11 protein-coding genes are annotated in these 15,667 nt (G+C 33.9%); 2 read left to right on the plus strand and 9 right to left on the minus strand.

Annotated elements, in window-relative coordinates; translation table 11 throughout:
• Window positions 1-76: 76 nt before the first annotated feature.
• On the minus strand, window positions 77-1,834 hold the full coding sequence (gene aspS / locus OA93_RS12715; protein WP_039113671.1) for an aspartate--tRNA ligase: 1,758 nt from the start codon (window positions 1,832-1,834) through the stop codon (window positions 77-79).
• 140 nt (window positions 1,835-1,974) lie between these two features.
• Between aspS and OA93_RS12720 the strand changes: the two genes are divergently transcribed.
• Both OA93_RS12720 and OA93_RS12725 read left to right on the plus strand, forming a co-directional pair.
• Window positions 1,975-2,967 carry a TlpA disulfide reductase family protein gene (locus OA93_RS12720; RefSeq protein WP_039113673.1) on the plus strand — a complete coding sequence of 331 codons (993 nt, stop codon included), beginning with the start codon at window positions 1,975-1,977 and terminating at the stop codon, window positions 2,965-2,967.
• A gap of 176 nt (window positions 2,968-3,143) precedes the next feature.
• The gene (locus tag OA93_RS12725) at window positions 3,144-3,491 is read left to right on the plus strand and encodes a membrane-binding protein (RefSeq protein ID WP_035618195.1); all 348 of its coding nucleotides are present in this window, start codon (window positions 3,144-3,146) and stop codon (window positions 3,489-3,491) included.
• Between the two features lie 57 nt (window positions 3,492-3,548).
• Here OA93_RS12725 and OA93_RS12730 read toward each other — a convergent pair whose 3' ends face one another.
• The 8 genes from OA93_RS12730 to OA93_RS12765 all read right to left on the minus strand — a co-directional run bounded on the left by OA93_RS12730 (window position 3,549) and on the right by OA93_RS12765 (window position 15,655).
• A complete protein-coding gene (locus tag OA93_RS12730) occupies window positions 3,549-4,661 on the minus strand; it encodes a PepSY-associated TM helix domain-containing protein (RefSeq protein WP_039113676.1) in 1,113 nt (370 codons plus the stop codon).
• Window positions 4,662-4,962: 301 nt separating this feature from the next.
• Window positions 4,963-6,510 carry a PepSY-associated TM helix domain-containing protein gene (locus OA93_RS12735; RefSeq protein ID WP_039113678.1) on the minus strand — a complete coding sequence of 516 codons (1,548 nt, stop codon included), beginning with the start codon at window positions 6,508-6,510 and terminating at the stop codon, window positions 4,963-4,965.
• Between the two features lie 3 nt (window positions 6,511-6,513).
• Window positions 6,514-6,816: a hypothetical protein gene (locus tag OA93_RS12740; RefSeq protein ID WP_039113680.1), complete on the minus strand. Its 303-nt coding sequence runs from the start codon at window positions 6,814-6,816 to the stop codon at window positions 6,514-6,516.
• 26 nt (window positions 6,817-6,842) lie between these two features.
• The gene (locus OA93_RS12745) at window positions 6,843-7,175 is read right to left on the minus strand and encodes a hypothetical protein (protein ID WP_039113681.1); all 333 of its coding nucleotides are present in this window, start codon (window positions 7,173-7,175) and stop codon (window positions 6,843-6,845) included.
• A gap of 63 nt (window positions 7,176-7,238) precedes the next feature.
• A complete protein-coding gene (locus tag OA93_RS12750) occupies window positions 7,239-9,731 on the minus strand; it encodes a TonB-dependent receptor (protein ID WP_039113683.1) in 2,493 nt (830 codons plus the stop codon).
• 215 nt (window positions 9,732-9,946) lie between these two features.
• A complete protein-coding gene (locus OA93_RS12755; RefSeq protein ID WP_039113684.1) occupies window positions 9,947-13,117 on the minus strand; it encodes an efflux RND transporter permease subunit in 3,171 nt (1,056 codons plus the stop codon).
• 93 nt (window positions 13,118-13,210) lie between these two features.
• Window positions 13,211-14,278, minus strand: coding sequence for an efflux RND transporter periplasmic adaptor subunit (locus OA93_RS12760; RefSeq protein ID WP_039113686.1), 1,068 nt, complete (start codon window positions 14,276-14,278; stop codon window positions 13,211-13,213).
• 6 nt (window positions 14,279-14,284) lie between these two features.
• Window positions 14,285-15,655, minus strand: coding sequence for a TolC family protein (locus OA93_RS12765; protein WP_039113687.1), 1,371 nt, complete (start codon window positions 15,653-15,655; stop codon window positions 14,285-14,287).
• Between the last annotated feature and the right edge of the window lie 12 nt (window positions 15,656-15,667).

Below are 15,667 nucleotides of genomic sequence, written 5' to 3' on the forward strand. Positions count from 1 at the left end.
AAGATATAAAATAATACAAAAGACAACAAACTGTTAATTTTTTAGAAAAAATATTGATTTACAGTGTATTCACTTATTATTTTGCTTCAATTTGGATGTGTAATTCTTTTAATTGTAAAGCATCTATTGCTGCAGGAGCATCAATCATTACATCACGACCCGAATTATTTTTTGGGAACGCAATAAAATCTCTAATTGTCTCTTGTCCACCTAATATAGCTACTAATCTGTCTAGTCCAAAAGCTAATCCTCCGTGTGGTGGAGCTCCAAATTGGAATGCATCCATTAAGAACCCGAATTGTGCTTTAGCTTCTTCTTCGGTAAAACCTAGGTATTTAAACATTAATTGTTGCGTTGCCTTATCGTGAATACGGATAGAACCTCCTCCAATTTCATTCCCGTTAAGAACCATGTCATATGCATTGGCACGAACTTTTCCAGGTTCAGTTTCCAATAATTGCATATCTTCTGGTTTAGGAGATGTAAACGGGTGGTGCATAGCATGGTAACGACCAGTTTCTTCGTCTAATTCCAACAACGGGAAATCTACTACCCATAATGGAGCAAATTCTTCTGGTTTACGTAAACCTAAACGAGTTGCTAATTCCATACGTAAAGCACTTAATTGCGCACGTGTTTTATTGGCTGGACCAGAAAGTACAAAAATCATATCTCCAGGTTTTGCTCCTGTAGCTTTTGCCCAATTAGTTAAATCGTCTTGATCGTAAAATTTATCTACAGATGATTTGTAAGTTCCATCGTCATTACATTTAGCATAAACCATTCCTGATGCACCAACTTGTGGACGTTTAACCCAGTCAATTAATCCGTCGATTTCTTTACGAGTATAATTTCCTGCGCCAGGAACTGCAATTCCAACTACTAATTCGGCAGCATTAAATACTGGGAACTCTTTATGTTGTGCAAATTCGTTTAATTCTCCAAACTCCATTCCGAAACGAATGTCCGGTTTGTCATTTCCATATGTTTTCATAGCATAGTCGTAAGTAATTCTTGGGAATTTATCTACTTCTACACCTTTTATTTCTTTTAGTAAGTGTCTTGTCAGTCCTTCAAAAACATTTAAAATGTCTTCTTGTTCTACAAATGCCATTTCGCAATCGATTTGTGTAAACTCAGGCTGACGGTCAGCACGTAAATCTTCGTCACGGAAACATTTTACAATCTGGAAGTATTTATCCATACCACCAACCATCAATAATTGTTTGAAAGTTTGTGGAGATTGTGGTAATGCATAAAATTGTCCTTCGTTCATACGACTTGGTACAACGAAATCTCTTGCTCCTTCTGGAGTCGATTTTATTAAGTAAGGAGTCTCTACTTCGCAGAAATCCAAATCAGATAAATATTTACGAACTTCCATTGCCACTTTATGACGGAATAGTAAACTATTTTTTACTGGATTACGACGAATATCAAGGTAACGATATTTCATTCGGATATCTTCTCCACCATCAGTTTCATCTTCTATTGTGAAAGGAGGCGTTAATGCAGCATTAAGAACAGTTAGTTCAGTGACTAAAATTTCTATGTCACCAGTAACCATGTTTTTGTTTTTGTTCTTGTCCTCACGTTCAATCACAGTTCCTTTAACTTGGATAACAAATTCTCTTCCTAGCGTTTTTGCTGCTTCAAAAACGGCTTTGTCGCTACGACTTTCGTCGAAAATAAGTTGTGTGATTCCATAACGGTCACGTAAATCGACCCAATTCATAAATCCCTTATCACGCGATTTCTGAACCCAGCCCGCTAGTGTAACTTCTGTATTAATGTGTGAGGCGTTTAATTCGCCACAATTATGACTTCTATACATGATCCAAATTTTAGATTGCAAAAGTAAACACAAAAATTAAATAAGTCCAGTTTTCTAATGTTTAATGCTATTCTTCTTGATTATTTTTTTATTTCGGTTTATATAAATGATTATTTTTACTTGAACTTATTAATTATATTATGAAAAAAATGACCTTTTTGTTGCTGTTTTCTGTTGGGGTAACCTTTGCACAGAACAGTGAAAGCAAGATAAAATTTACAGCAAAAATCTCTAACAGAAACAGCGATACGCTTGTTATTAGAGGGAAAAATAACTTTAAGCAAGTTATACCGATAGATAAGAAAGAAGTTTTTGCAGCAACATTTGATGCTCCTAAAGGATTTTATCAATTTAGCGATGGAACTGAGGCATCAAGTCTTTATTTAAAACCGGGTTCGGATATTAACTTGGTAATGGATGCTAAATTATTTGACGAAACGATTGTTTATAAAGGTAAAGGAACTAACGAGAGTAACTTTTTGGCTCAATCGGCATTGGCAGATGAGAAATTTCAGGAAGAAGCTTTCGCAAAAGAAGCTTTAGAGTTTGCAAATCTTTTGGAAGCAAAGAAGAAAGCTGATTTAGCAAATATTGAGAAAGGCGATTTTGATCCTGAATTTAAAGAAGCGGTAAAAAAATCATTAGAAAAATCACATGCTTATGCACAGGAAGCTTATGAAAATGCTGCTAAGACTAAAAAACTGAATGGAAAACCTTCTCCTCTTTTTGATTATGAAAATTATAAAGGTGGTAAAACAAAGCTTTCTGATTTAAAAGGAAAATATGTTTATATCGATCTTTGGGCAACTTGGTGCGGACCTTGTAGAGCAGAAATTCCTTTCTTGCAAAAAGCAGAAGAAAAATATCATGGTAAGAATATTGAATTCGTAAGTATTTCTATTGATAAGGTTAAAGATCACGAAAAATGGAAAAAGTTTGTAAATGATAAAAAATTAGGAGGGACACAATTATTTGCAGATAAAGATTGGGAATCTGAATTTGTGGTAAATTATGGTGTAAATGGAATTCCTAGATTTATCTTGCTTGATCCAAAAGGAAATGTTATAAATGCTGATGCGCAAAGGCCTTCTTCGCCTGATCTTTATGTTGAGCTAGATAAATTATTGAATTAAAAATCTTATTAATTTGTAATGTGCTGATACATTGATAAGTATTGCTTTTAGACACACTTTTAATTTCCAATGTTAAGTTTTTACTCAATGTTACCAAATTGTTAAGTAAAAGTTTTTTTAATGTAAAGTATTAGTTATATTTGTTTATAGATTTTAAAACATTAATAACTAAAGATATGAAAAAGTGTGTGATTTTAGTTGCAATATTGTTCTCTGGAATTTTAGTTGCACAAGAAACTAAGCCAGTATTAGAAGCTGTTGGACAAAAAGTAAAAGCTACTTATTACTATGAGAATGGTAAAGTTCAACAAGAAGGTTTTTTTAAAGACGGTAAATTAGATGGTGTCTGGGTTGCATTTGATGAAAATGGAAATAAAAAATCTACAGGATTGTACGCGAACGGTGAAAAAACAGGTAAATGGTTTTTCTGGAATGGATCTAATCTTAGTGAAGTAGATTATTCTGATAGTCGTGTAGCATCAGTTAAAAACTGGAAACAAGACGCACTTGCAAACAGAAACTAAGACTAATTATAAAACCAAGAAAGGTTGTTCAAATTTTGAACAACCTTTTTTTTGTGCTTATTTTTTTGATGATTTACTTTTCTTATTCCTTCCGTACCAGATGATAAATCCTGTTACGGGTAATGATGCTGCTATTAAACTAGCGATAAAAGCGATTATTTTTCCTGGTAAATCCAGAATCTGTCCTGTATGGATACCATAATTCATTTCGACCACTTGCAAACCTAAACTCTTTTTCTCAAAAGGGTCGCTCTGTATCAATTCGCCATCATAAGGATGGAAGTAATAATTGCTTTGATGGTCATATCGTAAAGAATGAGGATAGGCACCAGTATTTATAACATCTCCTTTTTGTTGTGGAATCATTACATAGAACATTTCGGCTTCTGGGTTTTTTATCATAGTTTGTACTAAAGCACGATCTATGGCTGCAGATGTATTATAATCAAACTTTGTGGTGTCGACAACTGGAGCTTTAGTTTCTAAAGCTTTATCGCCACCAAAGTTGAAGGTTTTGTAAATTCCGTCGCCAACCCATTCGTAAGTAAAGGTTAAACCTGTTAGCGCAATTATTGCAATGATTATAGAAATGTAAAAACCAGACGTATTATGCCAGTCATAATTAACACGGCGCCATTTGGCAGACCATTTTACACTTAAGCTACGTTTGATGTCGCTTTTGCGTTTAGGCCACCATTGAATTATTCCTGTAATTAATAATAGTATAAAAATAATAGTCGCACCGCCAATGATATGTTTCCCTATATAATCGGGTAGGAGTAAGTACAAATGAATGTATTCGACGATTATAAAAAAGTCAGTTTCGGGATTTTCAGTTTTTAGGTATTCTCCTGTATATGGATTAAAATAAAGGTATAAGTTCTCGGTGTCGGAATAGGTATAAACAATTGCTGAGCGGTCTTTTCCGTAAAAGGAAACCATGCTCGATTTATAGTTTGGAAGTATTTCTTTGGCTTTTTCCTGTAAAACCGAAGGTAACATAAAGGGGTTGTTTTGTGGCTCAACCAAACGCCATTCTTTACGAGTAATATCTTTTATCTCATCGTGAAAACAAAAGATACAACCTGTAATGCTTACAATAAAAACAATAAGTCCAGATGTTAATCCGAGCCATTTGTGTATAAAGCGTATTTTTTTTTTAAAACCCATATTTCAATTTGCGAAAAGACAGCATCGTATCTTTTATTTAGAATTGTTAGCAATAGGCAAAAGTAGATTCTAAATGTATAACCCACAAATTATATCGATTTATTTTGGATGCCTGTCCTTGTTTTGTCCTGAAATATGCATTGTCTAAAAAAATGGAACGCGGATTAAACGGATTCGCTTACGCAAAAAAAGCAGATAAAAACGGATTTTTTGTATTGCTTTAAAATCTGTCCCGACGCTTCGGGATCGCGTCTTTACTTTAGTAAATCGGTATTATCCGTGTACTTTGTAAGCAATCTGCCTAATTGTTTTCTTTTTTGTTTAAACGAAATGAAATGTAAAGTGTAATCGAAGCAAGAACTATCCAGAACACATCGATAAAGAATATCTGAATTTCATTTTGAGCAAATGTTTTCCAGAACCAATTTCCAGTACAAATTCCGTTTGCAACAGGAATAAGGAATCCTAAAATGCTTCCGGATAATAAGGAGAACTTATTTGTAAATGCATTGTTCTTTTTTAGAATAAAAAAGATGGCTAATAACAACCAGCCTATAAAATAGATACTGTAAATGTTTGATTGACCCAAAGGGTAAAAAACTTTGGTTGCTATAAAAGCTAAAGCTGTAATAGGATACATGCTCAGGCATATTGCTAAATAGATTCGTACAACACCTTCGTTAAAACGACGTTTCTTCTCGGGCATGTTTTTCTTATCTCTTGCAACAAGCCAAATCATAACACCAGATATAATTACAAAGCAAGTAATAATACCAAGAACAAAACTTATTATTTTGAGTGCATATCCTCCATAATCACCAAAGTGAATTCTGTATAAAACATTCTTCACAACATCGAGATAGCTTGTTTGTGTAATTGGATCTTTTTTGGCAACGACTTTACCATCGGCAACCTTATAGACTACTTTCCCGATTCCGGTGAATTTTTTGTCATATTTCATCTCGCCTTCTACCAAAACATGCATATTGGCATCGCCATAATTTTGGATATAAACACGAGTGATTTCAAAATCGTTCCAATTGTTTTTGGTTTTAGTCACCAATTCATCGATGCTAAATGGGGTTGCCAATTTTTTATTGTCAAATTTATATTCTGGATCTGTGTATTCTAAATCTTTATATAGTTTATCCTGATCACCTTTATAAAGTGCCATTACACTTGGGGCAACGATTAATAATTTAATCATGAAGAATGCTCCTGTAACGGCATATACAAACTGAAATGGCAAACCTAGCATTCCTAATGACGTATGCGCATCAGTCCATAATGTTTTTAGTTTTTCCTTTGGTCTAAATATATAGAAGTTAGAAACGATTTTATTCCAATGTAATAAAACACCAGTTATAATTGCAAATAGAAAAAATAATGCTACAAATCCCGATAGATAATATCCTATTGGGTAACGAACTTGCGCAAGAAAATGAAGTCGGTATAAAAACTCACCTAATGAATAGGAGTCTTCATAAGTATGTGTTTTGAAGTTTTTGGTATCTAAATAAAAAAATGAGCCTTCTTTTAATTTGACTGCAGCCAAAGAATCTTTAGTGCCTTCAAGGTAAATGTTAACTCTTCTTTCGGCACTATTTTTTGATATAGAAATATTTCTTCCGTGTAGGGTATATTCTTTATCTAAGTTCTTTAACGCTTTATCGTAGTCTAATTGAATTTCCTTTGTAATTGCTACAGATTCACTTCGTTCCCAATTGATGATTTCATCTCTAAAAAACGAAAAAGATCCAGCAAAGAAAATAACAAATAACACGACACTTATTACGATGCCACTTACTGTATGTGTATGGAAATAGATATTATAGTTCCTGTTATTCATAAATTATCCAATGATAGGGTTATAGGTTTGTCCGAGGTATATAATACCGCAAAAAATTAAGGTTAGTAAAAGATAAATACCCCAGATTTTCCAGCCGTTTTTTGCTAAAAAAGCAACAACCATTAAAACAACCCAAAGTATGAATCCGCTAAAAGCCATTGTCATGATAACATTAACATGACTAACCCATGAAGCTAGTGCAAGATGAAAACTTACCGAAACGAAATAACCACCAAGTATTGCTGCTGTTATTTTGGCAAAACGTTGCCATCCGGATTGGGTTAAATATTTAGGGTTTGCAGGCATATTTTTAAGATAAGCAAATGGTTGATTTAGTAATAGTAAAATTCTAATAATCCAGTGGCAGCAAATAGAATTATGATTCCGATGTTATTAATAACTTTTAAGGGAGTTAATATGATTACCAAACTACCAATAGTCATTAATTGTATAAAAAAGAATAATGTTGCCGAACCCAATGCAGCGGTTAATAACCATAATGAATAGGCTACGAGAAGCAAACATAATCCCGTAATTTTGGTTTGTTTTGGATTTCTCTGCATCCATTTTTGATAACCAAAATTATAAGATAGTACGGCTCTTTTGGATGTGTAGTATAAAGTATAAAAAGAGATAAAAACGAAAAAACTGGCTATTGTTATCATGATTTTATATTTAAAAAAAGCATCTTCCTAAGTAAATTTCAGGAAGATGCTTTTGGTGAGTTTTTAGAATTTATAAGTGAAACTTGCAGCAAAAGTCCTTGGGTCTTTTGGATGAATTGTAGACCAACCATCGTAAATTTCTTCGTTTGTGATGTTATTTAATTTTAATGTTACGCTGAATTTCTCCGTAGTATAAAATATAGATGAGTTGATTACTGTGTATTCAGGAATTGTAAATGTTCCTGCAGTAGCTCTGTTCATGATTTTGTTATCTCCAACGTAATTCCCTCCAAAACCTACTCCGAGACCTCTTAAGAATCCCTGAGAAAATTTATAAGTAGCCCAAAGGTTTGCTAAGTTTTGTGGTCCTGCACTTTCTGGTCTAAACCCTACAAAATCAGGATCACCTGCGGTTAAAACAGCATCATTGTAGCTATAGCCTAAAAGAATGTTTAAACCTGTAATTGGGTTAGCAATAAGTTCGGCTTCAAAACCTTTATTACGTTGTCCGCCGTCTTGATGTGAAACTTGATTATTAGGTATTACAGCAGTTGGGTCGGTTGGGTCAACATATGGAGTTTCTATTACATAAGCTTTATCTGTAACTTTTATGTCATAGTAGCTAAAAGTAGCGTATAGTTTATCTCTAAAAAGATTTAATTTAGTTCCTACTTCAAATTGATTAGCATGTTCTGGATTGAATGTTAAAGGAGTAACAACACCAGCATTACGATTTTGTCCTGGTGCTACATTAGAAAATCCATCCATATAATTAGCAAAAACAGAAACTTTGTCTATAATTGGTTGGTAAACGATACCAAATTTAGGAGAAAAAGCAGTTTGATTGTAGTTGTCATCTTTAGTAGTAACATCACCACCATTTATAAAACGGTCTGCTCGTAAACTAATCATTGCTGATAAAGCAGGTGTGAAATTAATTACATCAGAGAAATAAGCACTATAAACTTCTTGTCTTGTTTTGTTATCATTTCTTGGAGTATTTGCTATAATTGCATCAGATCCGGCTTTTGTTAAGTCACCAGTATCTCCATTTGTAGGGCGACCAATAACGTTATTGAAAGATTGTAAGTCATCTCCAATATATACTAAACCATTGCCGAACCAACCTGAGTTATGATCTGTGGCTGTTCTGTTGAAATAATCAAAACCTACTACAAGTCTGTTTCTTAATTTCCCAATTTTAAAGTCACCAATAAAGTTTTGTTGAATATCAGTAGAGACATCTCTGGCATCTTGATCAGTAAATGATCTGGCAAGAACAATTCCTTCTTTGATTGATTCAAAAGCTTTTCTGCTCGTTGATTCATATAAATAAGTATAGTTTCCTATTGATTTCGCTGAACTCGTTGAAAAAACAGTCTGAGATGTCCATTGATTAGAAATTTTATAATTCATTTGACCTTGTAAGTTATACGAAGGCGTTTTCATTGTAAGTTCATTACTTGTATAGGAACGGTTGTTGTCATATTTTAATTCAGCAATGTTATGAACTCTTAATGGACTTGTTCTATCTAAAAATAGCATAGTAGGATTAGTACTTTCATTAGTCATAAACTCAGTGTTTACTAAAAACGACAATCTATCATTTACCTCATATGATAATGAAGGCGCAATAAAAAACGATTCTCTAAATCCAGCATCTTGAAAACTATTTTGTTTGTTATAGGCTGAATTGATTCTAAAGTTTAGTGTTTTTTTGTCATTTAATGGCGTGTTAAGATCTACTGTTGCACGATTTAGACCATAACTGCCAACGGTATAATTTACTTCACCACCAAAAGTTCTGTAAGGTTTCTTTGTAGTTGTGTTGATTAATCCACCGTATGAAATTAAACTGCTTCCGAATAATGTTCCTGAAGGTCCTTTGATTATCTCGATTCTATCAATATTTGCTGGATCCAAGCTTCCGTTTGTTAAACCAGGTAATCCGTTAACCATTGTTGGCTGAACAGCAAATCCTCTCAAAGAATAATAACCAGCTCCGTCTCCGGCACGACCTGTTGAAGCCCACAATTGTGTGATTCCAGAAGCATTTTTTAAGGCGTCATCAAAAGTAGTTATGACTTGTTCTTTTAGAACTTCACCGGTAATAGTTGTGTATACTTGCGGATTTTCAAGATTTTTCAGTGGCAATCTTGATACTTGTTGGTTTTCTTTGCGAGCGTAATGATTTTTTTTCCTAGTATTGATAAGTACTTCGCTTAGCTCTTCGGAACTTGAACTAATGGTAAAGTTTTCCATTAATTCGTCACCACTATTAACGATTATTTTCTTTTCTTTTGTAGTTTGACCTATTACTGATACTTTTATAATATAGGTTCCAGGTTTAATGTTCTTTAGGATATATTTCCCTTCAGCATCTGTTACTGTTCCTACTCTGGTTCCTTTTAAAACTACCGAAACATTGTCGGCTGTATCGTTATTTGTTAAAATAACCTGACCTTTAATAGTAGCTTTTTGTTGTGCCCAAGTCGTGGTACTCAGTAGCATCGCAAAACAGAAACTTAAAAAAGATATTGTAAGTTTGGATTTCATAATTATTTAGAATTGTTTTTGATAGGGCAAATTTAGTTGTTGAATGCAAACAAACCAAATTATTTTTATCTATTCTAAATAAAGCAAAAAACGTACTTTCAATTTATTTCTTCTGCAGTTTTTTAACAAAAAACGATTGTATTTGTTAAAAAGATATAAAAAAACCTGTTCAAATGAATGAACAGGTTTTTTAAAATATAATATTGTTATATGTCTTAATGTGTGTGTTTTGGGTTAAAACCGTCTTCACTAACTTCTGTTGGCGTATAATCTGCAAACATTTCAGTTTCGTAATCGATTTTTTCTCCTTTAGATAATCTTCTAACGATACCTTCCATTATTTGGTAGATTACAGGAACCACAATCAAGGTAAGGAATAAAGACGAAATTAATCCTCCGATAATTACCCAAGCCAAACCGTTTTTCCATTCTGCTCCAGCTCCAGATGCCAATGCAATTGGGAACATACCAAATACCATCGCAATTGTTGTCATTAAGATTGGACGTAAACGTGCGTGATTTGCCTGAATTAATGCCGCTCTGATAGATTCTCCGGCAGCTCTTCGCTGGTTGGTATAATCGACAAGCATGATCGCGTTCTTACACACCAGACCAATTAACATGATAATACCCAGAATCGTAAAGATGTTTAAGGAGTTATTTGTTAATGCTAATGCTAATAAAGCTCCAATAAACGAAAGTGGAATAGCAAATAATACTACAAATGGGTGAACGAAACTGTCATACAAACTCACCATTACAAGGTAAACTAAGATAATAGCGGCTAATAAAGCAATTCCTAAAGTACCAAATCCTTCAGATTGATTCTCCATGTCCCCACCCCAAATATAATTTACTCCAGTTGGTTTTTTAAGCTTATCTAATTTTTCCTGCCATATTCCAACAATTGTTCCTGAAGGAACCCCAACGTTTTGTCCTTTTACTGTTACCGAAGCCGATTTGTCTCTACGCTCTAACTGGCTAGGTCCGGAACCTTCTGTAATATCTGCAAATTGAGACAATTTTATTTGTTGTCCAGCTGAGTTAATGAAAATCAGGTTACTTACGTCAGTAATACTTTTTCTGTCGAATGCGTTGTATCTAATATTGATATCGTACTCATATTCTCCAGCTCTGTATTTACCATCTGTGTTTCCGCTAAAAGCAGTTTGCATGGTTAAACCAACAGTTTGAAGTGTCAATCCTAATGCAGCCATTTTATCACGATCTACCTTAACATTAACTTCAGGGTTTCCGTCTTCAACTGTTAATTTAATCTCAGTTGTTCCAGGAATAGTACGTAATTCTGCTTCAGCTAATTTAGCAAATGCCATAGCACTTTCTGTAGATGGTCCAGTTACGATTAATCCTAATGTAGCATCTTCAGCAGTTCCCAAAATACCAACCGGAACAGTTTTAACTTTTGCTCCAACTAATACTTTCTCTAATTTACGTTTGATTTTTGCAGCATAAACAGATGCATCATCTTTACGGTCTTTTTGTTCGATCATTTTTACATCAATCTCCGCTTTATAAGCAGTAGCTTGTGATGCTCCAAAACCTTCACTGGTTTGTCCTACAGTTGTAATCTGGCTATGAACATATTCTTCATTTTTTAAGAAAGCTTCAGCTCTTTGAGTCATAAAGTTAGTTTGTTCTAGCGAAGCGTCTTTTGGCATTTCGATTTGAACTAAGAACTCACCACTATCTGATGCTGCGAAAAATTCACCACCAATAAAAGGTTTTAAACCAAATATTGACCCAAAGAACAATATCAATACAAGAATAACAGTCTTACCATAGTTATCCAAACACCAAGTTAACAAATGAGAAACCCAATCCGTAAAACGTGTTAGGTAACTTTCGAAACCAAGAATGATTCTACCAAATAGGTTCTTTCCTTCTATGTGTTCTAATTTTCCATAACGGGATGATAACCATGGAATAATCGTGAAAGATGCTAAAAGTGAGAATAATGTCGAAATAATTACAGTTACACAAAATTGTGTAATAATATTAGATACCAATCCAGAACTCATGGCGATAGGCAAGAACACCACCACGATTACTAATGTGATTGATGTTACAGTTCCACCAATTTCTGCAGTTCCATCATACGAAGCACGGATTCGGCTTTTACCCATTTCCATGTGTCGGTAAATATTTTCTAATACCACAATGGCATCATCCACAAGAATACCTACAACAAGAGATAATCCTAATAAACTCATTAAGTTTAATGTGTATCCCATAAAGTAAATACCAATAAACGTAGCAATTAACGATGCAGGAATCGAAACCATTACAATCAATGAGTTTCTAATACTATGCAGGAAGAATAACATTACAAATGCAACAAGAACTACTGCAATCAATAAATCGTGAACTACAGAATCTGCTGCTTCTAATGTAAAGACAGTACTGTCTTTTGCTACTTCCAGTTTTAACTGATTTGCTTTATAGTCGTTTTCAAGAACAGTAATTGTTTTTAATAATTGCTCACTTACTGCTACCGCATTTGCATCTGATTGTTTTACGATTTGTAAAATAATCGCACTTTTTTGGTCTACACGTGATATTTTCTCAGCTATTTTTTGAGTATCCTGAACATCGGCAATATCACTTAATCGTACTTGAATCCCGTTTTGAGAAGATACTACTAAGTTTCTTAACTCATCAACACTTTTATATTTACCCGCTAAACGAATTAATATTTTTTGATCACGAGTTTGAATGTTTCCTGTAGGGAAATCTAGGTTTGAAGTCAGGATGTTTTGTTGTACCTGAGGAATAGAAAGTCCGTAACCCTGCATTTTTAATGCATCAAGATTTACCTGGATTTCACGTTCAGAACCACCAATAATATTTACCTGAGCCACACCTTGTACACGAGATAATATAGGAGCAACTTTTTTATCAATTAAGTCATAAAATGCTGCTTCGTCCATTTTTCCGTTGGCACCAAGCGTCATAATAGGTAAATCACTCAGCGAGAATTTGGTTAAGGCTGGTGTTTTAACATCATCAGGCAAATCACTAATGATAGCGTTAATTTTACGCTGTGCATCATTTAAAGAGAAATCGACTTTTGCGTTTGATGTTAATGTAATCGAAACGATAGATAAACTTTCATACGACTTAGAGTCAATTTTCTTAACATTCTCTAAGGATGCAATCGCATCTTCAATTTTCTTTGTCACCGTATTTTCTACCTCACTAGGAGAAGCTCCAGGATAAACGGTAGATATAGTAATAACGTTTTGTTCAAATTTAGGGATCAGCTCATAACCTAACTGGCTGTAGCTGAACAATCCACCAAGAGTTAGAATTGTAAACAATACAATTACTAACGACGGACGTTTTATGGATATTTCGGCTAATTTCATATATTTTTTTTTATGCCTTAGGCTGTAAGCTGTAGGCTTTACGCTTTTAAAAATTGCGCTTAAAGCCTATTGCTTACGGCTTATAGCCTACAATTATTTAATAATTTCTACAGTATTACCGTCTTGTAAGTTAATTTGACCTGTAGTAATTACAGTTTCCCCATCAGACAATCCATTAATGATTTCTACTTGATCTCCTAAAATTCTTCCAGCAGTTACTTTTTTTAGTTTTGCAATTCCGTTTTGAACCACAAATATTTCATTACTACTTACACTTCCTACGAAAGCATTTCTAGGTACAACCATCAGGTTTTGTTTTTGTTGGCTTGATGCAAAATGTGCAGTTCCGTACATACCCGCTTTTAGGTCGTTGTTTGGGTTATTTGTGATTTCAATCTCCACAGGGAAGTTTAAAGATTCGTCAGCTTTTGCAGCAATAAAAGTGATTTTTCCAGTGAAAGTTTTATCAGGATAAACACTAGCAGTTACGTTAATTGTGTTTCCTAGTTTTAAGCTTGCAACTTGGTTTTCATTTACAGTTACAACTAGTTTTAGTTTAGAAACATTTACAATATCAAACAAGGCAGTTGCAGGCATTCCAGCTAAGATTGATCCTGGCTCGATATACTTTTTATTAATAAATCCGCTTATTGGCGCTTTTACTTTAGTATCTCCAACATTAATGTTTGCTTGTTTTAGGTTAGCTTCAGCGTTAGTCAATGCTAATCTTGCCTGATCTAATTGTTGTTTAGTAACACCATCAGTTTTAAAAGCATTTTCGTATCTAATGTAATCAGATTTTGCATTTTGGTATGCAGCCTGTGCAGCCTGAGCATTTACATTAATAACGTCACCTCTTACTGTTAATAGTGTTTGACCAACTTTTACATAATCACCTTCTTTAGCTAAAACACTAATTACTTTTCCTGATTTTTCTGCAGAGAAAGTCAATTCCTGAATCGGTTGAAAGTTTCCGTTTGCAACGAAATCTAATGAAACCTCTTGTGTTTTTACAGAAGAAACTTTAACTGAAACCGCAGCATTTTTTTCTGCAACAATATCTGTTTTGGCTTTATTCTCAGTCTCGTTCTTCGTTAATATGAAACCAATTAATGCTAATGCACCAATTATGACTACTATTGTTATTATTATTTTTTTCATTTGTTTTTAGTTATTTATAAGTGATTTTAGTTGGCCTTTTGATTTGATTACCTGAATTTCTGCTATTTTATATCCTAGTATTGCCGAAGAGTAATTGTTTTCTGCTTCGATATACGCATTTTCAACATCTAATAAATCGTTTAGTGAAGCCAAACCTTGTAGATAATTGTTTTTTGTATTTTGCAATACTTGTTGAGCAAGCTCTCTGTTTTCCTTTTGGTTTTTAATCGTTACAAGACTGTTTTCCATTTGGATCGTTGCATTGCTGTAAGCAATATCAAGCGAAAGTTTTGTGTCTTTAATATCTTCCTGTAAAGAACGAATAGCAACATCAGCCTGACGAACTTTGGCACGTGTACCAAAACCAGTAAAGATTGGTACTCTTAAGTTTAAACCAATAGCCGAGAAATCTGACCAGTAAACACCAGAAGATGGTTTATTGAACCAAGGCACTTCTGGACCCTGACCGATATAATTGTATCCAGCACTTAAAGAAAGAGTTGGGTAAAACTCAGCTTGAACCGCTTTCTTTTGGAAAACCAATAATTGTTCTTGTTTTTTCAAAAGTAAATATTGACTTAAATTCTCAACATTTGGAGCTTCAGATAATGGTTGAAGAGTGATTTCAAATTCAGTATTAGGAATTACAATTTGAGTTTCTACAGGCATTCCCATGTAAAATTTTAATGCATTTTCCTGTAATGCTACTCTATTAATAACTTGTTGGCGTTGCGTACTAATGTTTGATAGCTTAACAAGAACTCTATTAAGGTCAATTTTTTTGGCTAAACCATTGTCAAATTGTCCTTGAATAATGTTTTTTACCTTCTCTGTATTTACATAATTACTATCTAAAACGGTTAAGTTTAAACGTTGTACATATACTTCGTAGTAATTATTTGCAACCTTTTCGATTACATCCTCTTCCGTTAGTTGCTCATTGATTTGATAAAATTCGCGAGTGCTTTTTGCAGCTCTTAAACCTGTAAATACAGCTTGATCAAATATGTTTTGAGTTAAAGAAATTCCGGCAGTCGATGTCCATTTTTGACCAAAAGCTGCTTGAATAGAAGTCCCTGGCTGCCCAAAACCGGCACCATCAATAACTGTAGTTTGTATTACAGGATTGTAAGTTAAATTTCCGTTTGCCGAAATTTGCGGCAATGCTCTAGATCTTACTTCTTGTATTTTGTATTCACTATTTTCTACCTGTAATTTAGCTTTTTTTGCATCGGCTTTATTTTGTAGCGCATAAGAAATAGCATCTTTTAAGGTCAAGGTCTGTCCGCCTTGCTTAGCCAGATTGCTATTGTTTTTGTCTTGCGCATTTGCGGTTATTGCAAAAGCCAAGACGAAGAGAATCATTATTCTTTTCATGGATTATAGATT

This window comes from Flavobacterium sp. KMS (assembly GCF_000813005.1).
Classification (GTDB): Bacteria; Bacteroidota; Bacteroidia; order Flavobacteriales; family Flavobacteriaceae; genus Flavobacterium.